The organism is Paenibacillus tritici (assembly GCF_013204885.1).
Taxonomy (GTDB): domain Bacteria; phylum Bacillota; class Bacilli; order Paenibacillales; family Paenibacillaceae; genus Paenibacillus_AQ; species Paenibacillus_AQ tritici.
Map to the genome: position 1 here is coordinate 375,915 of NZ_JABMKX010000005.1, position 25,141 is coordinate 401,055.

Below are 25,141 nucleotides of genomic sequence, written 5' to 3' on the forward strand. Positions count from 1 at the left end.
GGAGTTGTATGGCTTCCATGAGAAAAGTGGAACGGCACGAAGCCCGGACTGCCTATGTATTCATTACGCCTACGGTGCTGCTGTTCGCTGTATTTACAGTCATCCCTGTTGTGATGGCTCTATATTTAAGCTTCACCAACTATGATGTGCTTAGCAGAAATGACTGGGTCGGCCTGGAGAACTACCGCCGTCTGATAGACGACAGTCTGCTATGGAAGACGTTCAAAAATGTGTTCTTGTACTCCATTATTTTTGTTCCGCTGAATATTATCATTTCCCTGCTGCTGTCGATGCTGCTGAGCAGGGCATGGCGGGGGGTTAAGCTGTTCCGCACCTTCTATTATTTGCCCACGCTGACCTCGGCGGTAGCGGCGGCGACCGTATGGATCTGGCTGCTGCATCCTGAATTCGGTCTGGTGAACGGCTTGCTGTCCTATGTGGGCATTACCGGCCCGGCCTGGCTGTCCGAGACAAGTACGGCCATGCTGTCCATTGTGATGCTCACCCTCTGGCAATCCGTGGGCTCCAACATGATTATTTATCTGGCCGGTCTGCAGGGTGTCCCGGATTATCTCTATGAATCGGCACGGCTGGACGGGGCGAACAAATGGGCCAGCTTCCGCTACATCACTTGGCCGCAGCTGCGGCCGACGACCTTCCTGGTCAGCACGATGGCGATTATTGGTGCACTGCAGCTGTTTGACCAGGCCTTTGTGCTAACGCAGGGCGGTCCGGCTAATGTGACCAAGACCCCGGTCTATCTAATCTATCAGCAGGGCTTCAATCAGCTGCAAATGGGCTATGCCTCGGCGCAGGCCTTTGTGCTTGCTGTAGCCATTCTTATTTTCTCGCTGATTAATATGCGGGTCTCCAAGGCGGAAGAGTCGATCATTTAGGGGCAGCTTGTCCAGGAAAAGGAGGTTCACAGGATGGGTGTTACTGGCGGTTCGGCCTTGAAGCAGGGCCTCTACAAGCTCATTTTTTATATTGTATGTATCCTTATAGCAGTTGTTATGTTTCTGCCATTCTACTGGAGTCTGCTAACCTCGCTGAAGCCGGATGATGAGATTTTTGCGATGCCGATCCAGTGGTTTCCGAAGCATCTGACCTTTGAGCATTACCGCAAAGCCTTTTCAACGGTGCCTTTTGCGTTATTCTTCTGGAATTCGCTCGTGCTTGCCGTGTCGGGTGTGCTGGCCAACCTGTTTTTTGGATCACTTAGCGGCTATGCCTTTGCGAAGCTGAGATTCAGGCTGAACAAGCCGGTGTTCCGCGTGTTGCTGGCGGCAATGATGATTCCCGGCATTGTGACCATGATCCCGACAGTGTACGTGATGCGCCATATCCCGTTTGCCGGGGGCAATGATATTTTTGGCGGGGGCGGCAATGGGCTGATGAACTCGTTCTGGGGCATTATTCTTCCCGGGGCTTCCGGGAGCTTCGCGGTGTTCTTCATGCGGCAATTTTTTCTCACGCTCCCCAGTGACATGCTGGAGATGGCCCGGATTGAGGGCTGCGGAGAATTTAAAATTTTTTGGCGGATTTATCTGCCGCTTACCCGTCCGGCGCTGGCTACCTTGAGCATCTTCACCTTCCAGGCCGGCTGGAACAGCTTCCTGTGGCCGATGATTGTGCTGAATGATCCGGACAAAGCGACGATTCAAATGGGCCTGCAGGCTTTTTCATATAATTTCCAGACAGACTACGGGCCGATGATGGCCGGGGCGCTGGTGGCAATTCTGCCGATACTGGTGCTGTTTCTAGCGCTGCAGCGTTATTTTGTACAGGGGATTGCCTTCAGCGGCATCAAAGGCTGAGTGATCTGCCGGAGGCAAATCATATACGGGGAGAGAGACCATATGAAGCAAATGGAGCTTGAACAATGGGCGAAACGGGCGGACTCGGCCCAGGAAGCGCTGGAGGTATTCTTCTGGAACGAAGCTATCGAAATGTATGATATTGAGACTCCTTGTCCAGATGGAGCATGTAATACGGTCTTTCATTACTGGTGGATGGCACATGCCGTGGATGTGCTGGTGGACGGTCTGCTGCGGACCGGGGCTGCCGGATACCGTGAACGGCTATCCGCTCTCCATGCGGGGCTGCTCCGCCGCAATGACGGGGTATGGCCTAATGAGCTGTACGACGACATGGAGTGGATGGCCTTGGCCTGGCTCCGCGCTTATCAGGCAACGGGAGAGGAGGGATACAAAGAGACGGCCCTTATCCTCTGGACGGATATCAGAACCGGCTGGAACAGCCATTCAGGGGGCGGCATTGCCTGGCAGAAAACGCAGCTGGATTACAAGAACACCCCGGCGAATGCCCCGGCTGCGATCCTAGCCACCCGCCTGTATCAGGCTTTTGGAGATCCGCAGGACCTGGAGTGGGCGCATGCGCTGTATGACTGGCTGCAATCCCATCTGGTGGACCCGGACACGGGCTTCGTCTGGGATGGGATGAACCGTACCGGTGACGGCGGGATCGATAAGGATTGGAAATATACCTACAATCAAGGTGTGTATATCGGTGCGGCTATCGAGCTGTACCGGATTACCGGGAACCGTGACTATCTTGAGGAGGCCCGGCGCACCTTCGCCGCAGCGGTCAAGGAGCTGGCGGGCCCGCATGATGGCATACTTCCGGATGAAGGCGGCGGTGATGCCGGTCTCTTCAAGGGCATTCTGGTCCGCTATGCGGCAGAACTGGCATTAGCTGATCCGGAAGACGGCGCCGCTGCGTCCTTCCTGCGCAGCAACGCAGAGATGCTGTGGAGCCAAGGGAAGGCGGCAGACCAGGTTCTCTTCGGACCCGATTGGAATACGGCACCTTCGGGCGTTGTTCAATTGAGCACCCAGCTGAGCGGCATTAAGCTGCTGGAGCGGATGGCTGTGCTTACAGGGACCAGGCGGCCGAATGCTCAACCCTCATTTTAAATAGGAGGAGCTGGCTTATGGATCATTATAACAGGACAGCATTAGCAGAGAACTGGGCAGCACGTGCGGACTGGCTTCAAGACTCCCTCTGGCGGCGCTACTATAATGCGGACAGCGGAATTATGGACCAATGGTACCCGCAGGAATACAGCCGGCCAGGTGACAATTTCTACTACTGGTGGCAGGCTCATGTCATTGATGCGCTGACCGATGCTTATGAACGGACGGGGGATTCCAAATATGCCGAACGCATCCGTAGTCTGAGCCGCAGCTTACACGCCTATAACGGCGGGACGTTCACGCATAATTATAATGATGATATGGAATGGACTGCCCTTGCGCTGCTGCGGGCCTATCAGGCTACCGGCGAAGCGGAATATCTGAGTGCTGTGCTTGAATTGTGGGCTGATATTCAGACGGCCTGGAATGAGCACTGCGGGGGAGGGATGGCCTGGAAAAAGGATCAGCTCGATTACAAGAACACGCCGGCGAATGCCCCGGCCGCTATTCTGGCCGCCCGCCTATACTCGCTGCTTGGACAGGAGGAGGATCTGAACTGGGCGATCCGGATTTACCGCTGGAACCAGGCGAATCTGGTTGACCCTGACAGCGGGTTCGTATGGGATGGAATCAACCGCCAGGGGGATGGGCAGATAGATTACGACTGGGAATTCACTTATTGTCAGGGAGTGTTCATGGGAGCGGGGATCGAGCTCTGCCGTGTCACCGGCGATTCCGGCTATGCCGCAGATGCCAGCCGGACCGCTGAGGCGTGCCTGGACCGCTTATGCCATTCCGAATCTCTGCTGTTGCCTGATGAAGGGATTGATGATACCGGATTGTTCAAGGGGATTCTGATCCGCTATCTGGTACAGCTGGAGCAGCATTTCCCCGGAAATGACCGGGTCCGTGAAGTCATATGGGCCAATGCCCGTACGCTATGGGTGCAAGGGCTGGACCGGACGCTGGGGCTGTGCGGACCCTCCTGGGAGCAGGTTCCCGTGCTGCCGGTACAGCTCAGTGTTCAGCTCAGCGGTCTGATGCTGCTTGAGGGAGCAGCCAAGCTTTAAGCATTAGCCCATTGCCGACTGACGGTTATGGACGAAATGTACAAATGAAGGGGGTACCCGGAAATGTTCATCTGGAAGAAAATAAGAACGGCCGCTGTTGTCTGTCTATTGTCCCTGTCTCTATCTGTGCCTGCTCCAGGTGCTGGAGGTACGGCAGAGGCTTTTACCGTATCCAATGCTGATGCTGCAATGAACTCATTCGTGCAGGTATTCTATGATTCTTCCGCCAAATACTTCTATACGAACAGCGATCATCTGATTCATTCCGAACATGCCCACGGACCGGATGGGGGGCTCTACACCGATTTCTGGTGGGAGGCACAGCTCTGGGAGACCGTAATGGATGCCTACGAACGTACGGGCAGCAATGTCTACCGCACGATGATTGATGACATTTACACCGGATTCAACGCCAAATACCCGGATATGATGACGAATCCGTTCAACGATGACCTGGGCTGGTGGGCGCTGGCCTGCGCAAGGGCCTATGAACTGACTGGAACCACGGAGTATCTGAACCGTTCCAGCTTCCTGTTTGGCCAAATCTATAGCGAATGGGACGGCGCGTACGGCGGCGGCATCTGGTGGAGAAGGGATGCGCATGTACCGGGCCAAGCCAATGCCCAGAAGAATATGGCCACGAATGCCCCGATGGTCATGACCGCAGTCAAGCTGTATAGTGCCTACAATGATAATGCTTATCTGACCAAGGCTACTCAAATCTATAATTGGACCAAATCCGCCCTGGTCAATGGCAGCAAAATCAATGATCATATTGAAGGTACGGGCAGCGGTCTCATTAAGGATTGGGATTTCACTTACAATTACGGAACGTTCCTGGGGGCGGCTGTATCCCTGTACCAGGCTACCGGAGCTTCCGCCTACCTAACGGATGCCAACAATGCAGCCGGGTATGCCGTTAATAAAATGGTCTCCGCCCAGACTCTGCTGTATGAAGAGGAGAATGATGCTGCAGGTTTCAAAATGGTCTTTGCCCGCAATCTGAACCGTCTCCGTACGCTGGGCGGACAGCCGCAATACTTAAGCTTTCTTCAGCAGAATGCAACGCAGGCCTGGAATCACCGCCGCATGAGCGACGGAATCATCGGCAGCGACTGGCTGCGTAATACGGGTACTTCCTATGTTCAGAGCCTGGCTGCCGCTGCGGGCGCTTCCATTCTGCAGCTCGTTCCCGCTGACGGCTACACCGGATACATTGCCGGTAACGGGGCTTATGAAGCGGAGAACGCTGCGCGGACGCTGGCGGGCGGAGGCGGCATGATTAATGAGAGCACCAATGCCGGATTCACAGGAAGAGGGTATGTCGGGGGTTGGAACACAAGTGGCACCTCCATTGATTTCTATGTCAACCAGAATACGGCCGGAACCAGAACCGTTACCTTCCGCTACGCGGCAGGGGCAGGCAATGCTTCCCGCTTCGTAAAAGTGAACGGCACGGTTGTAGCCTCCAATCTGATGTTCAATTCCACCTCCAGCTGGAGCGCATACGGAACGGTGTCGGTCACGGTACCGCTGAATGCAGGCTCTAATACCATCCAATTGGGGTATAACAGTGCACTGGGAAATACGAACTATCTTAATGTTGATTTGCTGAGCGGGCTTTAATTTTTGCGGGCGACGCTGGAGTTTCTGGGGCCTGAGGTAATATTGCAGCACAAGGGAGCGCCGTACGGCGCTCCCTTGTGCTTGCTTATTGGTTCTAGTAGATTATCAGATTTAAACAGGTGTAACGGACTGAGGCGCGCTTATTCCAGATGAAAGCCACCACTTGGGCAATGGAACGGACCCCCTGGGGCTTATTCTTGGAATGTCTACGCTTAAACCTCTCGCAGAGAGACGATAAGGTCCACTCCGTCCGTTAAACGGCAAAAAGCGGTGTTTTCCGGGGAATAGTGTCTCTCAGGTCCGTTAGAGCCCGCTCATCGCGCCCACTCCACCTTTTTAAAACTGACCCTGTTCTAGTCCCTGGTCTCCACGATCCAGACCTCCGGCAGATTGCGGAACTGCTCGGCGTAATCCAGTCCATAGCCGACGACGAATTCGTCGGGAATATCAATCCCGCTGTAGTCGATGGGAACATCGACCAGACGGCGTGAAGGCTTGCTGAGGATGGTGCAGATGCGTACGCTTGCGGCTTCACGCAGGGCGAACAGCTCCTTCAGATGCTGAAGCGTCAGGCCGGTGTCGATCAGATCCTCGACGAGCAGGACATGCTTGCCGCGGATATCCATGTCGATATCCTTCTTGATCGTGATGACACCGGAGGAGGTGGAGCTTGCTCCGTAGCTGGACACCGACATATAGTCGATGCCGACCGGGAAGGTGATTTCGCGCATCAGGTCGGACATGAATACGGCGCCGCCCTTAAGAATGCAGATAAGGACAAGCTCCTTGCCCGCATAGTCACGCGAGATTTCAGCTCCCAGTTCTCTTACTCGTTGCTGCAGCTGGTCCTTGCTGACCAGGACTTTGGTAATTTGGGTCATGGTTGACGCTCCTTATGGATTAGGATGTGATCAGGAGGATGATCTGTCCTTTTCCTTAAGCATAACATCATGTGCGCCTCCTTCAAAGATTGTTGTGGAGGAGACGAGTGTAATCTTCGCCTTCTGCTGCAATTCAGGGATAGTCAGCGAGCCGCAATTACACATGGTGGATTTGATTTTGCTGATGCTGAGATCGAGGTTATCCTTCAGCCGGCCCGCATAAGGAATGAAGGAATCCACGCCCTCCTCGAACTCCAGCTTGCTCTCCTTATCGGCATTGCCGAAGTCATAACGCTGCCAGTTGCGGGCACGGCTTGAGCCTTCACCCCAATATTCCTTCACGAAGTTCCCGCCGACCAGCAGCTTGCGTCCGGGGCTTTCATCGAATCTGGCAAAATACCGGCCAAGCATCACGAAGTCAGCGCCCATCGCCAGGGCCAGCACAATATGATAATCATGGACAATCCCGCCGTCGGAGCAGATCGGGACGTAGATGCCGGTCTGCTCGTAATATTCCTGGCGGGCGGCCGCGACTTCAATGACGGAGGAGGCCTGACCGCGTCCAATCCCTTTTTGCTCCCGGGTAATACAGATGGAGCCGCCGCCGATGCCGACCTTGATGAAGTCCGCTCCCGCTTCCACGAGGTACAGGAAGCCCTCCTTATCGACAACATTGCCTGCGCCAACCTTCACCTGCTCCCCGAAAGTATCCTTAATATAATGGATGGTCTCCGCCTGCCACTCCGAATACCCGTCGGAGGAGTCGATGCAGAGGATATCTGCACCAGCCTCCACGAGCGCCGGTACACGTTCCTTGTAATCCCGCGAATTGATCCCTGCGCCAACGATGAGCTGTTTATTGTCATCATGCAGCTCCAGCGGATACTCCTGATGGCTGTCATAATCCTTGCGGAACACCAGATGGACGAGATGGCCGGTGGCATTCACAATCGGCAGGCAGTTCAGCTTATGATCCCAGATCATGTCGTTGGCTTCGGTCAGCGTAATTCCTTCTTCAGCATAGATCAGCGAAGCGAGCGGGGTCATGAACTCCGTAATCGGGCACTCCGGCGGCAGCCGGTTCTCGCGGTAATCGCGGCTGGTGACAATGCCCATCAGTTTGCCTGTCGGTTCTCCGTTGTCCGTGATGGCAATGGTAGAGTGGCCGCTTCGCGCCTTCAGCACTAATACATCCTGAAGCGTATCCTCCGGACGCAGATTGGAATCGCTGAGGACGAACCCGGCCTTGAACTTTTTGACCCGGCGGACCATTTCGACCTGCTGCTCAATCGACTGGGAGCCATAGATGAAGGAGATACCGCCGCTTTTGGCCAGGGAAATCGCCATGTTATGGTCGGATACGGCCTGCATGACTGCCGAAGTCACCGGGAGGTTCATCGTCAGCGCCGGGGCTTCCCCTTGGCGGAATTTGGTGACCGGGGTGCTAAGATTCACATTTCCCGGGATGCATTCTTTGGTGGTCAGACTGGGCACCAGCAGGAACTCGCTGAAGGTTCTTGAAGGCTGCTCGTAATAATAAGCCATGGCTTGTCACTCCCCCTGCTATATTTTGCAGATATGCTGCGATTGTAAATGTATACACTTCATACCTTGGATAGAAACCGTATGGGAACTCCAATGTCCGCTTCAAGCTGCTTATAGTGCTCTCCTTTGGCCAGAATCGCCTGTACCCCCACAAGCTCAATCCCCATAACGGACATCTGCCCGGCAATGCAGCGGATCGTAGCCCCTGAACTAATGACATCATCGAGCAGCAGCACGCGGTCACCGACAGAGAATCCGTCAAAATATATATAATTCTCATTATACGCCGTTTCGCGCCTGATGCTGACCTCATAATTCTCGTACAGCTCCGTGCTGAGGCGCAGGATATTCATCGGCTTCATCAGCTTGTAAGCAGCCAGCATCCCCCAGGTATGCCCTCCCGGTTCAGGAGATACGATGTAATCGAAATCGGGGAACTGCTCTGTGATGGCCGCTGCCAGACTATCGGTAATCTCACTGATCAGCTCGGGGGCGATGTACGTTCCGCGTTCGCCAAAAGGGTAGAGCTTGAAGTCATAGGCGGTGTCCCTGTTCTTGTAGATTCTCACATTCCCCGCTTGGCGGATTGATTCATTTAATCTTGTGTAGGATGCACTCATTGCCCTCACTCCTTCTATTATATAGATGGCAAAAACCCCAGGAACGAAAGAGGCCTAAGTCAAGACAGAATACCTCAGAAGGAAAAAGCCCGGCTTGGCCGTAAGCTCTCTGCTGCTGATTCCAGCGTCTTGTCTGGCCTCTTGTAGCCTGGGGCAATTTACGGTTGCCTGTAGATACGCCCATTCCACATTAACGGGCTTATACAAGAGAAATAATGAAGAAAACTGACATTAAAGTGACTTTTGAAGGAGTTAATCAGAGGTTGATTGGTTATTTGTGTTATAAAACATTACTCAGATCATTTGTTATATGCTATCATCCGTAATAAAGTGTGTCAATATTTCATTGCTATGTAAGATTACATAACCATGTTTGATTTATATTAGGCGGTTAAGTGACAGATTCATAAATAAACTCTAAATAACTCATGCTAAAGCATGGTGCTTTTCCAACTTTTTATTTATAATAATTATTATCTGTAATTCATAAATAGTTCAAAGGTTATGTAAAATGCCGTATTTTGATGTGATATACTTAACACAGCGATTTGAGATCTTGTGAAATTGATACTAATATCTGCTGCTAAGCAGTAACAGAGCCTACACCAATGAATAGAGATTAGGATGGTGAACAAGCGATGCATATTGTCGTCGTTGGCCTGAATTACCGTACGGCTCCCGTAGAGGTGAGGGAACAGTTCGCTTTTGCCGAGAAGGATCTGCCTGCTGCGCTTCATCAATTGCTGCAGACGAAGAGCGTTCTGGAAGGGGTTCTGGTCGCCACCTGTAACCGGACGGAAATTTATGTGGTCGTGGACCGCCTTCATATGTGCGGGTATTTCATCCGCAGCTACATGGAGCAGTGGTTCGGTGTAAAAAGCGATAGTTTTGCACAGCATATGTATATATATGAAGACGAGCAGGCAATTGCCCACCTGCTGCGCGTAACCTGCGGTCTGGATTCCATGGTCATCGGCGAGACGCAGATTCTGGGACAGGTGCGCAGTGCATTTTTGACTGCCCAGGCAGAGGGTGTGACCGGGACCTGGTTCAACCGGCTGTTCAAGCAGGCAGTGACGCTTGGTAAGCGGGCGCATAGCGAGACTTCCATCGGCGAAAGCGCGGTGTCGGTCAGCTACGCGGCTGTGGAGCTCGGCAAGCGGATCTTCGGCATGTTCACCGGCAAGCGGGTGCTCATTCTCGGCGCCGGCAAAATGAGCGAGCTGACGGTGAAGCATCTGTACAGCAGCGGCGCGGCAGAGGTGATCGTCGCCAACCGTACATTGTCCCGTGCTATGGAGCTGGCCGAGAAGTTCTCGGGTAAGCCCAGCACGATTGATGAGGCGCTGAAGTCTCTGGATGAGGTGGATATTGTAATTAGCTCCACAGGTGCGGACGGCTATGTTCTTACGGCAGCCCAGGTCGCCGAGGGAATGAAGCGCCGTCCGTCACGGCCGCTGTTCATGATCGACATTGCCGTGCCCCGGGATATTGATCCGGCGGCGGCAAGTGTGCCTGATGTGTTCCTCTATGATATTGATGATCTGGAGGGGATTGTGGAGAGCAATCTGGAGATGCGCCGCAGTGAAGCCGCCAAGATCGAAGTTATGATTGAGCAAGAAATGGCGGAATTCCAGCAATGGCTGAAGACGCTTGGGGTCAGACCAGTCATCCGTGCGCTGCAGGACAAGTCAAACGGAATTTACGAAGATACGATGGACAGTCTGTTCAACAAGCTGCCGGAGCTGGATGAGCATCAGCGCAAGGTGATCCGCCGCTTGACCAAAAGCATTGTCAACCAGATGATGCATGATCCGATCAATGTAATTAAGGAAATGTCCGGCGGCAAGCAGGGGAATGAAGCATTGGAGTACTTCACCCAAATCTTTGCCCTGCAGGAGCAGCTCGATTCCGGTCCGGCCGGCAGCGGTGCAGAGCCGGCTCAGCGCAGCTCTGCTGAACGGGTCTCCGGCGGAGAGATCCTGGTGCCGGGGACTGTGCTTACCCCAGCCGCTCTGCTTGGCGGGTGAGTAACATGCTACTGCTGAACGGAATATATGATGCCGCTCTGCTGCTATATGCCCTGAGCCTGCTGTTTGTTTTCTCGGATTGCCTTCGGCGTAATCCGGGCGGAAAGCGGCTGGGCACAGGGCTTCTTGCTGTCGTGGGCTTACTCCAGCTCGCGGGGCTTGCAATCCGCTTCTCCCAGGAGGGCGGACTGCCGATTTTCACGCCTTATGATTTCCTCTTCTGGTTCTCCTTCAGTATGGTTGTAACTTCGTTTGCAGTAGCGTATATGCGCGGCGGCGAGTTCACGGTGCTGCTGCTAAGTATGGCGGGATTCAGCGTATTCCTGCTGAACCGGGTATGGCTGACCGCAGAGGACCATACGCTGCAGAGCTGGAGTGCGGTGCACGGGTGGCTGGCGATGCATGTTATTTTGGCCAATTTGAGCTTTGCCGCACTGACACTGGGGACGGTATTTGCGATAATGTACTTATTCCTGCATACCAAGCTTAAGAATAAGAAGTGGGATGACCGTGTCCGCAGGCTGCCGAGCCTGGAGACCATGGACAAATATTCATACACGGCGATCCTGGCTGGAGTTCCGCTGCTGCTGGCCTCGCTGATCCTTGCCGGGCTGTCGATTGTGGCGGAAGGGCGGGCGCCGCTTTTTCAGGATACGAAGGTACTGACTACACTCTCGGGCCTCGGGGTCTACATTGTTTATATCGTGCTGAAGGTCTCCGGCCGCAGAAGCGGCACGGTCATGGCCCGCTGGGCCATTGCCGGTTATGGCTTCATCATCCTGAACTTTCTGCTGAATTCCTGGTCTGAGTTCCATGGCTGGGGCGGAGAGTAAGAGTTGAAGGGAAGGCTGACAAGTGGTGCTGGTATGGCCGATTGCGTGCTGAATTGCAAAAAGACAGATCGTATAATGAAGTACGGCATGGCTGATGAGAAGCAGTTGGATTGTAATGGATGGCTGATGAGAAGCAGTTGGCTTGTAATGCGCGTTAGTGTTACCGGAAGAGAGTACTACATGGAGCGGGCGGATTATTATGCTATTGCGGATAGATGACGTTGGGATGCTGGAGTGAGGCGGATGAACAAGTATTTGCCGATTATGCTGGATGTGGGCGGCAGGCGGGTGATGGTGATTGGCGGCGGGACGGTGGCTGAACGTAAGGCAATCCCGCTGCTGGAAGCGGGTGCGGAGCTTGTAATCATCAGCCCGTCGCTTAGCGGCACGCTGTCTGCGATGGCCGGGGACGGACGGCTGGAATGGATCAGCCGTCCGTATGCTCCCGGAGATCTCCAGGGAGCGGTCCTGGTCTATGCCGCGAGCGACGATCGAGCGGTGAATGAGGCCGTTGCCGGGGAAGCCCGGCTGCTGGGGCTTCCCGTTAATGTGGCCAGCCATGCGGAGGCGGGCACCTTCATCACGCCCGGCGTGCTTCGCCGCGGTCGCTTGACGGTTGCGGTCTCGACCTCGGGAGCGGGACCGTCTGCTGCTGCGGAGATTACGCAGCGGATTGCGGGGCTGCTGGGCGAGGAATACGAGCCCTACCTGGATTTCCTGCATGAGCTGCGGACGGTAATCAAGCGGCTGGAGCCGGCAGCGGAGGTCCGGGCGCGGCTGTTGCAGCGGCTGGGACAGCTGGAGGTGCTGGATGAGATGAGACAGGGCACCTTCATACCCTGGACACCTGAGAAGATCGAGTCCTGGGTTGCGTGTAACCGGGAAGCTTAGGCGGCAGGAGCGGGGCGGGTTAAGCGGCGTGGTGTGGATGAGCGGTTTAAGTGCGGCCGTGTGAGCGGATTGAAAGCGGCCCGGGCGGGTGAATCAAGTGTAAAAATACACTTGAATTGGGCGAAAGCGGCCCGGGCGGGTAAATCAAGTGTAAAAATACACTTGAATCGGGCAAAAGCGGCCCGGGTGGACGAAACAAGTGTAAAAATACACTTGAACCGGGCGAAAGCGGCCCGGGAGAGCGAAACAAGTGTAAAAATACACTTGAATTCGGCGAAAGCGGCCCGGGTGGGCGAAACAAGTGTAAAAATACACTTGAATCGGGCGAAAGCGGCCCGGGTGGGCGAAACAAGTGTAAAAATACACTTGAATTGAGTGAAAGCGGCCCGGGTGGGCGAAACAAGTGTAAAAATACACTTGAACCGGGCGAAAGTGGCCCGGGAGAGCGAAACAAGTGTAAAAATACACTTGAATCCGGCGAAAGCGGCCCGGGTGGGCGAAACAAGTGTAAAAATACACTTGAACCGGGCGAAAGCGGCCCGGGTGGGCGAAACAAGTGTAAAAATACACTTGAATCGGGCGAAAGCGGCCCGTGTGGGCGAAACAAGTGTAAAAATACACTTGAATTGAGTGAAAGCGGCCCGGGTGGGCGAAACAAGTGTAAAAATACACTTGAACCGGGCGAAAGCGGCCCGGGTGGGCGAATCAAGTTTGAACAGGGGGAATGGTTCATGCGGAAGATTATTGTGGGCAGCAGGCAAAGCGCTCTGGCGCTGACGCAGACAGGGCATGTGATTGCCGATCTGGAGCGGCTGTGCGGGGAGCATGGTTTTGATTTTACTTTTGAGGTGCATAAAATTGTTACCAAAGGTGACCGGATTCTCGACGTTACCCTCTCCAAAGTAGGCGGCAAAGGCCTGTTCGTGAAGGAAATTGAGCAGGCGATGCTGGCTAAGGGAATTGATATGGCGGTACATAGCATGAAGGATATGCCTTCCGAATTGCCGGAAGGCTTGATTAATGGTGCCGTGCCGAGGCGCGAGGATCCGCGGGACGTTCTGATCTCCGGTAGCGGAGCCAGCCTTGAAGAGCTGCCGCAAGGCGCGCGCGTAGGCACAAGCAGCCTGCGGCGCTCCAGCCAGCTCGCTGCGCTCCGGCCGGATCTGCGGATTGAGCCGGTACGCGGCAATATTGATTCGCGGCTGAAGAAGCTGGAGAGCGGCGAATATGACGCGATTCTGCTGGCAGCGGCGGGGTTGTCACGGATGGGATGGCAGGACCGGGTAACGTCATACCTGCCGCCCGAAGTTTGCCTGCCCGCAGTGGGCCAGGGAGCACTCGGCGTAGAGTGCCGTGAGGAGGATGAGGAGCTGCGCAAGCTGCTGGCGCTATATAATGATGAGCAAACGGCGCTTACGGTGACGGCCGAACGGACATTCCTCGGCGCACTGAACGGAGGCTGCCAGGTACCGATCGGCGCCTACGCGGTGCTGGAGCCAGAAGGCGGGGCAGCCCATCCGGCAATCACTTTAACCGGGATGGTGGGAACCCCGGACGGTACAGTCATTCTGAAGGAGACCTGCACCGGGACAGATCCGGTGGAGCTTGGTGCGGAGGTCGCCCGCAAGCTGGCTGCCAGGGGCGCAGAGAAGATTTTGAAGGATATTATGGGGTAGCGGATGCAAAGGGATAAGGGGATGACGGAGATGGCGGGGAAGGTTTATCTGGTAGGTGCAGGTCCGGGGGATGCGAAGCTGATTACAGTCAAGGGGCTGGAGTGTATCCAGAAGGCGGATGTGCTGGTCTATGACAGGCTGGCCAGTCCAAGGCTGCTGAAATGGATGAAGCCCGGCGGGCAAAAAATATACGTAGGCAAGCTTCCTGACCGCCATACGATGAAGCAGGAGGACATTAACCAGCTGCTGGTAGATCTCGCTTTGGAGGGCAAAACGGTGGTGCGTCTGAAGGGCGGGGACCCCGTGATTTTTGGCCGGGTGGGTGAAGAAGCGGAGCTGCTGCGCCGGAACGGCATCTACTATGAGATTGTGCCGGGTATTACCTCGGCCATCAGCGTCCCGGCGTATGCCGGTATTCCGGTGACCCACCGGGATGCAGCGTCTTCCCTGTCGATTATTACCGGTCATGAGAGCCCGGATAAGCTGGATCATTCCATCCATTGGGATAAAGTAACGAATGCCACGGGCACGCTGGTGTTCCTGATGGGCGTCGCCAAAATCGGATACATCAGCGCCCAGCTGATGAAGCACGGGCGCCCGCCGGAAACACCGGTGGCGCTTGTGCGCTGGGGTACCCGGGCGGATCAGGAGACGCTGACCGGCACCCTTGCCGATATTGAGGCAAAGGTGAAGGCGGCGGACTTTCAGCCGCCGGCTGTTATTGTTGTCGGCGATGTCGTTCTCCAGCGCGAGCAGCTGATGTGGGTGGAGGCACAACCGCTGTTCGGCAAGCGGATCGTGGTTACACGGGCCCGTGCACAGGCCAGTGAGCTGGTAGACCGGATCGAGGAGCTTGGCGGCGAGCCGTATGAGTTCCCGGTCATCGAGACGGTAATGCAGCGGGACGCGGACAAGCAGGCGGAGATCGCTGCAGCCTTCCGCGGGCTGGCAGCGTATGACTGGGTGTTCTTCACCAGTCCGAACGGTGTGGACTTCTTCATGCGTCATCTGGCGCAGCTGAAGACGGATATCCGCGGCCTGCACGGGGCGCGTCTCTGCGCCGTAGGGCCAGGTACAGCGGCAGCGCTCGCAGAGCGCGGGCTGATCTCTGAAGAACTGCCTGGGCGTTTCCAGGCGGAGGGGCTGATTGAAGCCTTCGGCACACAGCTGCTGCCGGGACAGAAGGTGCTGCTTCCGCGCGGCGATCTGGCGCGCGAGTGGCTGCCCGGCAAGCTGAAGGAGCTGGGGCTGGAAGTGACAGAAGTAGATACGTATGAGACGGTAATTACCGGCGAAGATGATATTGAACTGGTTAAGCTGCTAGAAGAGAAGCGCATTCATGCGGTGACCTTCACCAGCTCTTCCACGGTGCGCAACTTCATCGGCATCCTGACCCGAATGGGCCTGGAAGATCCGCTCGGACTGCTGAAGGGGGTCACCATCGCCTGCATTGGTCCGGTAACCGAGCAGACCGCAATCGAAGCGGGACTCACTCCGGGACTGCTTCCGCAAGAAGCCACCATCGAAGGGCTGGTACAGGAGCTGTGCCGCTGGAATGAATCGACAAGGCTGAGATAGCCTGTTCCTGCCAGATCTGTCAGCGCTGCCTTTGAGCGTTGCAATCGGGTCCAGCCTATTAGCTTCGATAGTTAACTTCGCATACTGCTTAAGGCTGATAGATATGTGTAAATACTTACTTTAGGAGGATGCAGCAATGAGTTTCCCGATCACTAGACACCGCCGCTTGCGCGGGTCGGCCGGAATCCGCGGAATGGTGCGCGAGACCGTCCTGAATGTGCTGGATTTCATCCAGCCGATTTTTGTAACCTATGGAACCGGTGTGAAGAATGAGATTGGCTCTATGCCCGGCGTATATCATTTCTCGCTGGATACCCTGAAGGCGGAAGTAGATGAGATTGCTTCCCTGGGCATTCCGGCGGTCCTGCTGTTTGGAATTCCAGAGACGAAGGATGCTGTCGGTTCGTCCGGATTCGCAGAGGACGGTATTGTCCAGGAGGCTACACGGCTGATCAAAAAGTGGTACCCCGAGCTGCTCGTCGTTGCCGATACCTGCCTGTGTGAATTCACCGACCACGGCCACTGCGGCATGGTGCACACCCATACGGTAGACGGTGTAGTGCACGGCGATGTCCTTAATGACGCTTCGCTTGAGCTGCTGACCCGCACGGCGGTGTCCCAAGCCCGGGCTGGTGCGGATATTATCGCGCCTTCCAATATGATGGACGGGTTCGTGCAGGCGATCCGTGCGGGGCTCGACGAGAATGGCTTCGAGCATGTGCCGATCATGTCCTATTCGGTGAAATACGCCTCTGCCTTCTACGGCCCGTTCCGTGAAGCGGCGGACTCTGCCCCGCAGTTCGGCAACCGCAAGACGTATCAGATGGACCCGGCCAATCTGCGGGAAGCCATCCGCGAAGCGGATTCGGATGTGCTGGAGGGCGCGGATATGCTGATGGTTAAGCCTGCACTCGCTTACCTTGATGTCATCCGTACGATCCGCGACCAGTTCGACCTGCCGCTGGTAGCGTACAATGTCAGCGGTGAATATTCGATGGTCAAGGCAGCCGCACAGCAGGGCTGGATCGACGAGCAGGCGGTTGTGCTGGAGATGCTTACCGGCATGAAGCGTGCCGGAGCAGATGTCATTATTACTTATTTCGCCAAGGATGCAGCCCGCTGGCTGCGCGGCTAAGCAAGATGGGTCCGTCCAATTCAGTAGAGCAGGAGTGAACAAGCATGGGCAATATGCCACAGAACCGCCGGGAAGAGGCTTCCCGCACCGCTTTTGAAGAAGCAAAACAATATATTCCCGGCGGGGTCAACAGCCCGGTCCGGGCATTCAAATCCGTAGGATTGACCCCGGTGTATGTCGAGAGGGGCGAAGGCTCGCGGATCTACGATATTGACGGCAACAGCTTCATTGACTACGTCTGCTCATGGGGACCGCTGATTATGGGACATGCCCATCCTGAAGTGGTGAAGGCGCTGCAGGAGACGGCGATTAAAGGGACAAGCTTCGGCGCTCCGACCCTTATGGAGACAGTAATGGCCAAAACCGTGGTAGAACGTGTAGCCTCGGTGGATATTGTGCGTATGGTGAATTCGGGAACGGAAGCTACCATGAGCGCGATCCGACTGGCCCGCGGCTTCACCGGACGAAGCAAAATCCTCAAATTTGAAGGCTCCTACCACGGCCACGCCGACAGCCTGCTGATCAAAGCGGGTTCCGGGGTCGCCACCTTGGGGCTGCCGGACAGTCCGGGCGTGCCGGAGGGTGTGGCGGTCAACACGATTACCGTGCCTTATAATGATCTGGACGGGGTCAAAATCGCCTTCGAGCGTTACGGCAACGAGATTGCTGCTGTCATTGTTGAGCCTATCGCCGGAAATATGGGTGTGGTTCCACCACTTCCGGGCTTTCTGGAGGGGCTGCGTAAGGTGACGACGGGGTACGGGGCGCTGCTTATTTTTGACGAGGTGATGACCGGCTTCCGTGTGGACCGGGGCTGCGCGCAGGGGCTGTTCGGGATGGACCCGGACCTGACCTGCTTCGGCAAAGTCATCGGCGGCGGTCTCCCTGTAGGCGCTTATGGCGGCAAAAGAGAGATTATGGAACAGATCGCCCCGTCCGGTCCGATCTATCAGGCGGGTACGCTCAGCGGGAATCCGCTGGCCATGGCGGCGGGCTACAGCACGCTGAAGCTGCTGACCCCTGAGGTGTATACCCGTCTGGAGTCGCTTGGCGCGAGGCTGGAAGCCGGTCTTAAGCGCAACGCCCAGGAGACTGGAATTCCGCTTACGATTAACCGCGTGGGGTCGATGGTGTGCCCGTTCTTCACCGAGGAGCCGGTCATTAACTTCGAGACGGCCAAGACCAGTGATCTGGAGCGGTTCAAGCGTTATTTCGGCAAAATGCTGGATCAGGGCATCAGTGTTCCGCCTTCCCAGTTCGAAGGAATGTTCGTATCCGCTGTGCACAGCGAGCAGGATATTGATGATACGATTGAGGGCCATTACCAGGCCCTGAAATCGCTATGACGGCCGGACCGGAGGATCAGTCCGGCCAGCATGGCAGCGCAACGGAGGGCCGCGTGGGCGGCCCGGGCACTGACCATACTGCACCGCTCCCTAGAGAGGGGGCGGGTGCGGGTACTGGCGCCAGCTCCGGGAGCTTCGCTGGCGGCGGCAAGTGGACCCGGCGCGGGGAATGGCTGGAAGCCATGCCTGGCCGGGTCATTACGGCGGCTGCCGACAGACCGGCAGCCATTGACGCCTGGCTGCTGGGCGTAGCCGGCATGCCGGAGAAGCTGCACGCCCGGCTGCGCAGCGAGGGCGGCATCCAGTGGAGGGGCGACCGGCTGCGGCTTGCCCTGTTCCCTCACAGGGAAGCGGGAATAGAGCCGGTGTGGCAGGAAGCTGCGGCTGAGGTGCTGTTCGAGGACGACTTCTGCCTGGTGGTTCACAAGCCCGCCGGTATGGCGGTTCACCCGGATGGCAGCGGAAGCGGGGTAACGCTGGATCATATCGTCGCCGCCCATTATGCCGCTTCCGGCGGAGGGGTTGCTGTCCGTCATATCCACCGGCTGGACAAGGATACGACCGGACCTGTGCTGTATGCGAAGAACGAATACGCCCAGCTCATCTTGGATGAGGAGATGCGTGAGAAGAACGTGTCCCGCCTGTATGCTGCAATCGTTGAAGGCACTGTGCCGCCTGAGCTAACGGTGATAGAGGCTCCGATTGGCCGTGACCGCCATCATGCGGTACGCAGACGGGTGTCGCCGGGAGGGCAGGCGGCGGTAACACGGATTGTGGGGCGCGAAGCCCTGCCCGGCGGAACCGTAGTGAAGCTGCAGCTGGAGACGGGCCGTACACACCAGATTCGTGTCCACCTCAGTCATGCGGGACATCCGCTGTTCGGGGATGAACTCTATGGCGGGTCCGGCTGGCACACGGCTGTTGTTCCCACCGCCGGCAGCAACCCGAAGCAGCCGCTGCGCACGGCACCGGGCCAGATCAAGTCGGCGATTACAGCCTGGTTCGAGGAACAGGAGAAGACGGGCAACGGACCGGGGCTGCAAGTGCCCGGCAAGCCGGTGGGTTACTCCAAGCCGGGAGTCAAGGCGAAGCCGGGAAGTTCTGACCGCCAGGCGCTGCATGGCGAGAAGCTTGTATTCGCCCATCCCTGGACCCGGAGCCGCATCGAAGTAGCTGATCCATGGCCGGAGGATATGCGCCGTCTGCGCAAGCAGATAGGCGGCGGAGACCAGGAGTAAATTGTTAACCCGCAGGCTCTGTGAGGTAAGCTGAGCCAAGTTAGGTCGAGTTAGGTCGAGTTAAGTTGAGTAAAGTTGAGTAAAGTTAAGTTAAGTAAAGTTAAGTAACGCTGAGATAAGTTGAGTTAAGCTAGCCAAGTCAAGTTAACTCAGGTTAATTCGGACTAGACAAGTAAATTGGGAGCCATGCCACTCCATGTGAGCAGCGGCAGTCCCAAGAGTTTAGCCACGCCATGTGGAGCTGAGCCGCGTTTCTCTGATACTGGGAGAATTGCAGCTTGGCTCTATTTGTGTTCAGGGCAAAGCTGCCCCGGCCCGAACAATAAGTGGATTTATGCTATCTAATCATCGTGCGATTCCATCTCCAGCAACATTAAGTGGATTTAAGACATCTAATTCTTCCAATGTGTTCAATATTTCAGATTTCAGCCTGAGCAAGTGTTGTTTTTCCAACTGTTTCTCGATATTCGTAGATTTACCGACCAGTAGTTGCCCTTTTTCCACTTAATTCAGCGGCGGGGTGAGGAAGCGGCAGGCTAGCCCTCCCGCTATCGTTTCGCCCTCCCGCCGCCGCACGTTGCGCCCTCGCCGCCGCACGTTGCGCCCTCGCCGCCGCACGTTGCGCCCTCGCCACCGCACGTTGCCCCTCGCCGCCGCACGTTGCCCCTCGCCGCCGCACGTTGCCCCTCGCCGCCGCACGTTGCGCCCTCGCCACCGCACGTTGCCCTCCCGCCGCCGCACGTTGCGCCCTCGCCACCGCACGTTGCCCCTCGCCACCGCACGTTGCGCCCTCGCCGCCGCACGTTGCGCCCTCGCCGCCGCACGCACCGAAACATTATCCGGATATTCCAAGGTAGTAATCACGAATGACAAAGTGAGTGTTAAAGAGAATTGCAGCTAATATACGGAGGGTGGCTGTGCAATCCAGATATTTGCATTTTTCCAGTAACATTTGTAACTGACGGCCTCCCAATATACTGATAAATATAGTATGTAAGCGTATCTCATAACGTTAACTGGGGGAATATTTGTGAAAAAAGTAACAAAGTTTATGCTCGTAGCCGGGATTTCATTGGCATTGATCGGGGTAGGAAACAGCGGAGCCCTGAACAGCGTCACTTCTGCAGCGAGCGCACCGCTTAAGGTTGGCCGGGTGGAAGCGGCTGCCCATGGCACCAAATGCTTCACAGTAGCTGTGGCTGTAGTGCAGAATGGCGTAATCGTTGCCGCATCGCTGGATGATTATCAGTTCCTGGGCACAGACGTAGCCACTGGCGTACCGAACTCGGATAAGGACTTTGGCCAGAACTACAAAGATCCTAACATGGTACTCGCGTCCAAGAAAGCTAATGCCAAATACTACAGCGAGCACATGACGGAAGAAGCCAAATCTACCGTTGCCTACGACAAAAACCTGGCTGCCATCGAGAAATTCGCAACAGGCAAAACGATAAAATCCCTTGAAGCCACACTGACTCACAAGAGCAAAGAGCAAGTGGTTGATGCGGTTAGCGGAGCTACTCTGGTAGATACCCAAGGCTACCTGAAAGCCATTCTTAGCGCGGCTAAAGCTGCCAAATAATCAGTTTTTCTATCCTCCGGTGATAGACTCCTTCATGGCTGCGGCTGTGGGGGAGTTTTTTTGTCTGTAGTCTGCGGAAGCGTGGAGCCGCCTGACCCAGTAATCTGCTCCGGAAGAGTGGTCTTCCTGTAATTATGGGTATAACAGTAATAAGCAAAAATACATCCTGTAATTGCAATTGATAACTGGGGGTTAGGCCATGAAATGGCAGGGCAGAAGAGGCAGTTCCAATGTGGAAGACCGCAGAGGCCGCGGCGGCGTGGGCGGAGGCGGCAAGCTGATCGGCGGCGGAATCAGCGGCATAGTGATTATAGTGATTGTGACGCTGCTGAGCGGCGGGAATATCGGCGATATTATGGGGAATCTGCTGTCAACGGGTTCAAGCACGAACACAGGCGCTCCTTATGAGCAGACAGCTAAGGAGAAGGAGTTATCGGAATTTGTATCCGTGGTGCTGGCCGATACCGAAGATGTCTGGTCTCAGCTCTTCCAGGAGCAAGGGATGACTTATCAGGACCCGACGCTTGTGCTGTACAGCGGCAGTGTGAACTCTGCCTGCGGAACAGCCAGCTCGGCGGTCGGCCCCTTCTATTGTCCGGGGGATGCCAATCTGTATATTGATCTCAGCTTCTACGATGAGCTGCAGCAGCAGTTCAACGCGCCGGGCGACTTCGCCATGGCCTATGTGATTGCCCATGAGGTCGGTCATCATGTGCAGACCCTGCTGGGCGCTTCCGAGCAGCTCAACACGCAGCGCCAGCGCCTTAGCCAGACCGAATTCAATGCCTATCAGGTCCGCTTTGAGCTCCAGGCCGATTATTATGCCGGGGTATGGGCCAAGCATGCCCAAGGGATGAATCTGCTGGAGGAAGGGGATCTGGAGGAGGCGCTCACTGCGGCAAGCGCGGTGGGGGATGATACCATCCAGAAGCGCTCCCAGGGTTATGTGGTGCCGGACAGCTTCACTCACGGTACCTCCGAACAACGTAAGCGCTGGTTCTATAAGGGCTTTGGCTCCGGTACGATTGCCGGCGGAGATACCTTCAAGGCTGCTGAATTGTAGCCGGATGCCAACAACGAGAAAGAGCCGTTCTCTCCGGCAACCGGAGGAGCGGCTCTTTGTTCAAATATCAGGATTTCTGTGCACGGCAGGACCTTGCACTCAAGGCTGGAGATCATTCCAGTATGAGAGGCGGTTGCGGCCAAGCTTCTTGGACTCCAGCAGCAGCTGATCGGCGAAGACATAGCCTTTTTCCATCGAAGTCTTCTGGCCCGGGTCTGCCTTGTAGTAATACAGTCCGAAGGAGGCGGAATAGGGCACGCGGATCATCTGCTCCTCGAATTCTGCACTCACACTGTGCCCGTGAAGGCTGTCCAGAATCTCCTGAATCTGCGTCCTGCATTCCTCAAAGGTCTTATCCCTAAGGAACAGGGTGAACTCCTCCCCGCCGCTGCGGAACAGGATGTCCTTTTCCTGCAGATGCCTTTGCAGCGTATCCGCGAAATGAACGATGACCCGGTCGCCGACGGCGTGATTATAGGAATCATTGATTTTTTTGAAACGGTCGATATCCGCAACCACAATCCCGATGTACTCCCCGCTCTGGTTAAGCTCCTTCATCATCTTGTCCATATGCGCCCGGTTATAGGTTCCGGTGAGGAAGTCACGGTATGCCATCTGCTCGAATTTGTCGCGTTCGTATTTGTGCTGGGCGCTTTGCGATTTGGAATAAAAAGAGATGCTGACCACATAATTGAGCAGGAAGAGGGCGATCAGCATCTCCCATTTCTCCATTTGCAGCAGCCGCAGCAGCAGAGCATTGGTCAGGGCTACCTTGCTGAAGTCAAGCAGGTTCCGGCTTCTGAACAGCAGGTGCTTCGCTTCCTGGCGTGTCTTGATGTCTCCCGACAGGGCAAAGGTTATGACCAGGAACGTAGAGGACAGCAGGGTGGTTACGCAGACAACCAGGAGAAACAGCAGCCAGTATCCGAGCGGAAGCTTGTCCGCCAGGGGATAGAGCATCTTGTACAGATAATAAGCGGCCGAGCCGCCCAGCGTGAAGGAGCCGATGTTATAGAAGGTATCCAGGAATTCTCCCGGATCGGCGGTTTTCGTTTTCTTTTTATAAATATAGACAATGACCCGGTACACACTCTCGAACAGAAAGGTACCCAGCGGACCGGCAAAAATCCCGAATGACGAAGTATAGCTGATCGCATAGTCGATCGTGGAGTTTCCGCTCCGGGTCACAATCCGCAACTGGAAGTAGATACTGGAGAAGACCGTGTAGAGCAGCAGTGCTTTTATATAGGTAACGTCCAGGACTACAGCATGGGTGGGAATGAAAGCTATAGCCAGGGAAGCGACAAACAGAAAAAGGTCAAATACCCTTGCTTTTGACATGTCGGAAATTTCCTTTCGGGATTTATACCGATTATACCCGAAAAGATGTTTATTGATTAAAAGATTATTTTGAAATTTTTATAGCATGACCAAATATCCATACCTGCTAGCTGCAACATTCATATACTGTTCTGACTAAGACGGAGCAGACTGCTCCTGCACAGAAGTGAATCTATAAGCCGGGGAGAGGAATACATGAAGATACTGCTGGTCACCTACTGGGGCCTCACCAATATGGGCGGGATTTGGACGTATATGAAACAGCTGGCAGATAAGCTGGGCGAGCAGGGCTATTCCGTTACACTGATGGGCAGCCATGTGGAGAACAATACGCTGTATTTGCTGAACCGGACAGAGTCCTTTGATAAAAAATCGTTCTATTCCCTTCTCCTGCCCCAACTCGATAAAGTCCGGTTTCCGTCTTTGCACCTGGAGCATGGCATCTTCAGCTTTGAGCTGGGACGTTACGTGTTCGAGGGCGGTGCCGCTGTGCTGGGTCTTGAGGACTATGATGTCATCCATGCCCAGGACCCTATAGCCTCGTATGCGCTGCGGCGGATTATGCGCACTCCGGTGCCGCTGGTCTCCAGTGTGCATGGGGCACTGACCAGAGAAACCTTCTATGAATACAAAGGACTGGAGCCCGGGCTTACCCGTGAGGAATATGAGCAGCGGCCCATCTGGAGATATTTCCGCCGGATCGAGACGCTGGGCGCCCGCTCGGCGGATCAGATCCTGGTCTCTTCGGAGTGGATCGGGCAACTCACGCGGAGCCTGGGGGTCAGGCCGGACCGTATTCATACCCTGCCGTACGGGCTGGATCTGAAACACTATGCAGCCAGGGCAGCGGAGCCTGCGCCGCTTCAATTTGCAGAGGGAATACCTGTAATCATGTATGCCGGACGTCTTGAATATATCAAAGGTGTACATGTACTGATCGAGGCACTGGGAATTCTGAATGAGCGCACCCAGAAATGGATCTGTGCACTGGCCGGGATCGGCAGCCTCCAGGAAGAGCTTATGGAGCGAACCCGTCAGCTGGGGATTCAGCAGCAGGTCTATTTCACCGGGAAGCTGGATAACATCCCGGCTGCCCTGAGAGCAGCGGATATTTATGTGCAGCCCTCTCTGCAGGATACGCAGCCCTTCTCGGTTACCGAGGCGCAGCTTGCCGGAATAGCGCCGGTTGTCGCCGGAACCTCGGGGATGCCGGAGATGGTCCGGCAAGGAGAGACGGGCTGGATTGTTCCTCCCGGAGATGCCGTCCAGCTCGCCCGGCAGTTAGAGGAGCTCCTGGGGAATAAGGAGCTGAGAGAGCGCACCGGCTTCCAGGCCAGGCAGTGGGCGCAGCGTAACCGTTCGCTGGATGTGATGGCTGCGGGTACGCTGAATATCTATCACAGGGCCATCATTTTGCAGAAGAGTCGGCCGGGAATCCCGGACTTTGTCCGTTTTGGAGAAGGGCCGGGAGATTCAAGGCTTCCGGCAGCTTTTCATCCGGCAGATGTGCTGAACGGAAGCGATCCCGGTACTCCACTTGCTGAGCATATGCGCACAAGGCTTCCGCAGAATTACTCCATTCCGGATGCGCGTACCGCCCTTGGTCCCGGGAAATAAGCTCCTGTCCGCGATTGCGGCGGCAAAGTTGTCATGCCTTCCTGAATAAAGCATATACATGAGTGGAGAAACATTTTGGGCTTATACTCTGGGCTTGTCTCAGGGATAGATTATGCCAAGAAGGAGGACATTT

The 25,141-nt window shown here is 55.5% G+C and carries 21 protein-coding genes, 1 pseudogene and 1 riboswitch; of the genes and pseudogenes, 18 read left to right on the plus strand and 4 right to left on the minus strand.

Annotated features, from left to right (window positions below; all coding sequences use genetic code 11):
- Positions 1–8 precede the first annotated feature (8 nt).
- From HQN87_RS11330 to HQN87_RS11350, 5 genes are all read left to right on the plus strand, one after another.
- Positions 9–896, plus strand: a complete 888-nt coding sequence (locus HQN87_RS11330; RefSeq protein WP_173132353.1) for a carbohydrate ABC transporter permease — start codon at positions 9–11, stop codon at positions 894–896.
- Positions 897–929: 33 nt separating this feature from the next.
- A complete protein-coding gene (locus HQN87_RS11335) occupies positions 930–1,817 on the plus strand; it encodes a carbohydrate ABC transporter permease (RefSeq protein WP_173132356.1) in 888 nt (295 codons plus the stop codon).
- Between the two features lie 42 nt (positions 1,818–1,859).
- A complete protein-coding gene (locus HQN87_RS11340) occupies positions 1,860–2,936 on the plus strand; it encodes a glycoside hydrolase family 76 protein (protein WP_367272702.1) in 1,077 nt (358 codons plus the stop codon).
- A gap of 17 nt (positions 2,937–2,953) precedes the next feature.
- Positions 2,954–4,006: a glycoside hydrolase family 76 protein gene (locus HQN87_RS11345; protein WP_173132359.1), complete on the plus strand. Its 1,053-nt coding sequence runs from the start codon at positions 2,954–2,956 to the stop codon at positions 4,004–4,006.
- A gap of 63 nt (positions 4,007–4,069) precedes the next feature.
- Complete coding sequence (locus tag HQN87_RS11350; protein WP_173132362.1) at positions 4,070–5,632, plus strand: glycoside hydrolase family 76 protein; 1,563 nt, start codon at positions 4,070–4,072, stop codon at positions 5,630–5,632.
- A 353-nt stretch (positions 5,633–5,985) separates the two neighbouring features.
- Here HQN87_RS11350 and hpt read toward each other — a convergent pair whose 3' ends face one another.
- From hpt to HQN87_RS11365, 3 genes are read right to left on the minus strand one after another with little or no spacing between them, the layout of a single operon-like run.
- Complete coding sequence (gene hpt / locus HQN87_RS11355) at positions 5,986–6,513, minus strand: hypoxanthine phosphoribosyltransferase (RefSeq protein ID WP_173132365.1); 528 nt, start codon at positions 6,511–6,513, stop codon at positions 5,986–5,988.
- A gap of 30 nt (positions 6,514–6,543) precedes the next feature.
- Positions 6,544–8,058, minus strand: a complete 1,515-nt coding sequence (locus tag HQN87_RS11360) for an IMP dehydrogenase (protein WP_173132368.1) — start codon at positions 8,056–8,058, stop codon at positions 6,544–6,546.
- A 59-nt stretch (positions 8,059–8,117) separates the two neighbouring features.
- Positions 8,118–8,678 (minus strand): phosphoribosyltransferase, encoded by a 561-nt coding sequence (locus HQN87_RS11365; RefSeq protein WP_173132371.1) that lies wholly within the window; start codon positions 8,676–8,678, stop codon positions 8,118–8,120.
- 124 nt (positions 8,679–8,802) lie between these two features.
- Positions 8,803–8,905: riboswitch (purine riboswitch) on the minus strand.
- Between the two features lie 411 nt (positions 8,906–9,316).
- Here HQN87_RS11365 and hemA point away from each other — a divergent pair.
- The 12 genes and pseudogenes from hemA (at position 9,317) to ypfJ (ending at position 22,050) form a co-directional block, all read left to right on the plus strand.
- The gene (hemA, locus tag HQN87_RS11370; protein ID WP_254075450.1) at positions 9,317–10,708 is read left to right on the plus strand and encodes a glutamyl-tRNA reductase; all 1,392 of its coding nucleotides are present in this window, start codon (positions 9,317–9,319) and stop codon (positions 10,706–10,708) included.
- Between the two features lie 5 nt (positions 10,709–10,713).
- Complete coding sequence (gene ccsA / locus HQN87_RS11375) at positions 10,714–11,541, plus strand: cytochrome c biogenesis protein CcsA (RefSeq protein WP_173132584.1); 828 nt, start codon at positions 10,714–10,716, stop codon at positions 11,539–11,541.
- A gap of 45 nt (positions 11,542–11,586) precedes the next feature.
- Positions 11,587–11,760: a hypothetical protein gene (locus HQN87_RS11380; RefSeq protein ID WP_173132374.1), complete on the plus strand. Its 174-nt coding sequence runs from the start codon at positions 11,587–11,589 to the stop codon at positions 11,758–11,760.
- Positions 11,761–11,784: 24 nt separating this feature from the next.
- Positions 11,785–12,432, plus strand: a complete 648-nt coding sequence (locus HQN87_RS11385) for a precorrin-2 dehydrogenase/sirohydrochlorin ferrochelatase family protein (protein WP_173132377.1) — start codon at positions 11,785–11,787, stop codon at positions 12,430–12,432.
- A gap of 60 nt (positions 12,433–12,492) precedes the next feature.
- On the plus strand, positions 12,493–12,807 hold the full coding sequence (locus HQN87_RS11390; RefSeq protein WP_173132380.1) for a hypothetical protein: 315 nt from the start codon (positions 12,493–12,495) through the stop codon (positions 12,805–12,807).
- 356 nt (positions 12,808–13,163) lie between these two features.
- A complete protein-coding gene (gene hemC, locus HQN87_RS11395) occupies positions 13,164–14,108 on the plus strand; it encodes a hydroxymethylbilane synthase (RefSeq protein WP_173132395.1) in 945 nt (314 codons plus the stop codon).
- Positions 14,109–14,138: 30 nt separating this feature from the next.
- Positions 14,139–15,686 carry a uroporphyrinogen-III C-methyltransferase gene (cobA, locus tag HQN87_RS11400; protein WP_173132587.1) on the plus strand — a complete coding sequence of 516 codons (1,548 nt, stop codon included), beginning with the start codon at positions 14,139–14,141 and terminating at the stop codon, positions 15,684–15,686.
- Between the two features lie 136 nt (positions 15,687–15,822).
- Positions 15,823–16,821 (plus strand): porphobilinogen synthase, encoded by a 999-nt coding sequence (gene hemB, locus HQN87_RS11405; RefSeq protein ID WP_173132398.1) that lies wholly within the window; start codon positions 15,823–15,825, stop codon positions 16,819–16,821.
- A 44-nt stretch (positions 16,822–16,865) separates the two neighbouring features.
- Positions 16,866–18,167: a glutamate-1-semialdehyde 2,1-aminomutase gene (gene hemL, locus HQN87_RS11410; RefSeq protein WP_436836465.1), complete on the plus strand. Its 1,302-nt coding sequence runs from the start codon at positions 16,866–16,868 to the stop codon at positions 18,165–18,167.
- Between the two features lie 182 nt (positions 18,168–18,349).
- Positions 18,350–19,069: pseudogene (locus HQN87_RS11415) on the plus strand (RluA family pseudouridine synthase); the annotation flags it as partial.
- A gap of 1,366 nt (positions 19,070–20,435) precedes the next feature.
- On the plus strand, positions 20,436–20,987 hold the full coding sequence (locus HQN87_RS11420; RefSeq protein ID WP_211720881.1) for a hypothetical protein: 552 nt from the start codon (positions 20,436–20,438) through the stop codon (positions 20,985–20,987).
- A gap of 199 nt (positions 20,988–21,186) precedes the next feature.
- Positions 21,187–22,050 carry a KPN_02809 family neutral zinc metallopeptidase gene (ypfJ, locus tag HQN87_RS11425; RefSeq protein ID WP_173132401.1) on the plus strand — a complete coding sequence of 288 codons (864 nt, stop codon included), beginning with the start codon at positions 21,187–21,189 and terminating at the stop codon, positions 22,048–22,050.
- Positions 22,051–22,149: 99 nt separating this feature from the next.
- Here the strand turns inward: ypfJ and HQN87_RS11430 are convergent, their stop codons facing one another.
- Complete coding sequence (locus HQN87_RS11430) at positions 22,150–23,391, minus strand: GGDEF domain-containing protein (RefSeq protein WP_173132404.1); 1,242 nt, start codon at positions 23,389–23,391, stop codon at positions 22,150–22,152.
- Between the two features lie 195 nt (positions 23,392–23,586).
- Here HQN87_RS11430 and HQN87_RS11435 point away from each other — a divergent pair, with 195 nt between their 5' ends.
- Positions 23,587–25,008, plus strand: coding sequence for a glycosyltransferase family 4 protein (locus HQN87_RS11435; RefSeq protein WP_173132408.1), 1,422 nt, complete (start codon positions 23,587–23,589; stop codon positions 25,006–25,008).
- Positions 25,009–25,141: the final 133 nt, after the last annotated feature.

Coding starts and splice junctions, on each gene's coding strand:
- HQN87_RS11330 (WP_173132353.1), top strand. CDS start 9: ATGGCTTCCATGAGAAAAGTGGAACGGCACGAAGCCCGGACTGCCTAT.
- HQN87_RS11335 (WP_173132356.1), top strand. CDS start 930: ATGGGTGTTACTGGCGGTTCGGCCTTGAAGCAGGGCCTCTACAAGCTC.
- HQN87_RS11340 (WP_367272702.1), top strand. CDS start 1,860: ATGAAGCAAATGGAGCTTGAACAATGGGCGAAACGGGCGGACTCGGCC.
- HQN87_RS11345 (WP_173132359.1), top strand. CDS start 2,954: ATGGATCATTATAACAGGACAGCATTAGCAGAGAACTGGGCAGCACGT.
- HQN87_RS11350 (WP_173132362.1), top strand. CDS start 4,070: ATGTTCATCTGGAAGAAAATAAGAACGGCCGCTGTTGTCTGTCTATTG.
- hpt (WP_173132365.1), bottom strand. CDS start 6,513: ATGACCCAAATTACCAAAGTCCTGGTCAGCAAGGACCAGCTGCAGCAA.
- HQN87_RS11360 (WP_173132368.1), bottom strand. CDS start 8,058: ATGGCTTATTATTACGAGCAGCCTTCAAGAACCTTCAGCGAGTTCCTG.
- HQN87_RS11365 (WP_173132371.1), bottom strand. CDS start 8,678: ATGAGTGCATCCTACACAAGATTAAATGAATCAATCCGCCAAGCGGGG.
- hemA (WP_254075450.1), top strand. CDS start 9,317: ATGCATATTGTCGTCGTTGGCCTGAATTACCGTACGGCTCCCGTAGAG.
- ccsA (WP_173132584.1), top strand. CDS start 10,714: ATGCTACTGCTGAACGGAATATATGATGCCGCTCTGCTGCTATATGCC.
- HQN87_RS11385 (WP_173132377.1), top strand. CDS start 11,785: ATGAACAAGTATTTGCCGATTATGCTGGATGTGGGCGGCAGGCGGGTG.
- hemC (WP_173132395.1), top strand. CDS start 13,164: ATGCGGAAGATTATTGTGGGCAGCAGGCAAAGCGCTCTGGCGCTGACG.
- cobA (WP_173132587.1), top strand. CDS start 14,139: ATGGCGGGGAAGGTTTATCTGGTAGGTGCAGGTCCGGGGGATGCGAAG.
- hemB (WP_173132398.1), top strand. CDS start 15,823: ATGAGTTTCCCGATCACTAGACACCGCCGCTTGCGCGGGTCGGCCGGA.
- hemL (WP_436836465.1), top strand. CDS start 16,866: ATGGGCAATATGCCACAGAACCGCCGGGAAGAGGCTTCCCGCACCGCT.
- ypfJ (WP_173132401.1), top strand. CDS start 21,187: ATGAAATGGCAGGGCAGAAGAGGCAGTTCCAATGTGGAAGACCGCAGA.
- HQN87_RS11430 (WP_173132404.1), bottom strand. CDS start 23,391: ATGTCAAAAGCAAGGGTATTTGACCTTTTTCTGTTTGTCGCTTCCCTG.
- HQN87_RS11435 (WP_173132408.1), top strand. CDS start 23,587: ATGAAGATACTGCTGGTCACCTACTGGGGCCTCACCAATATGGGCGGG.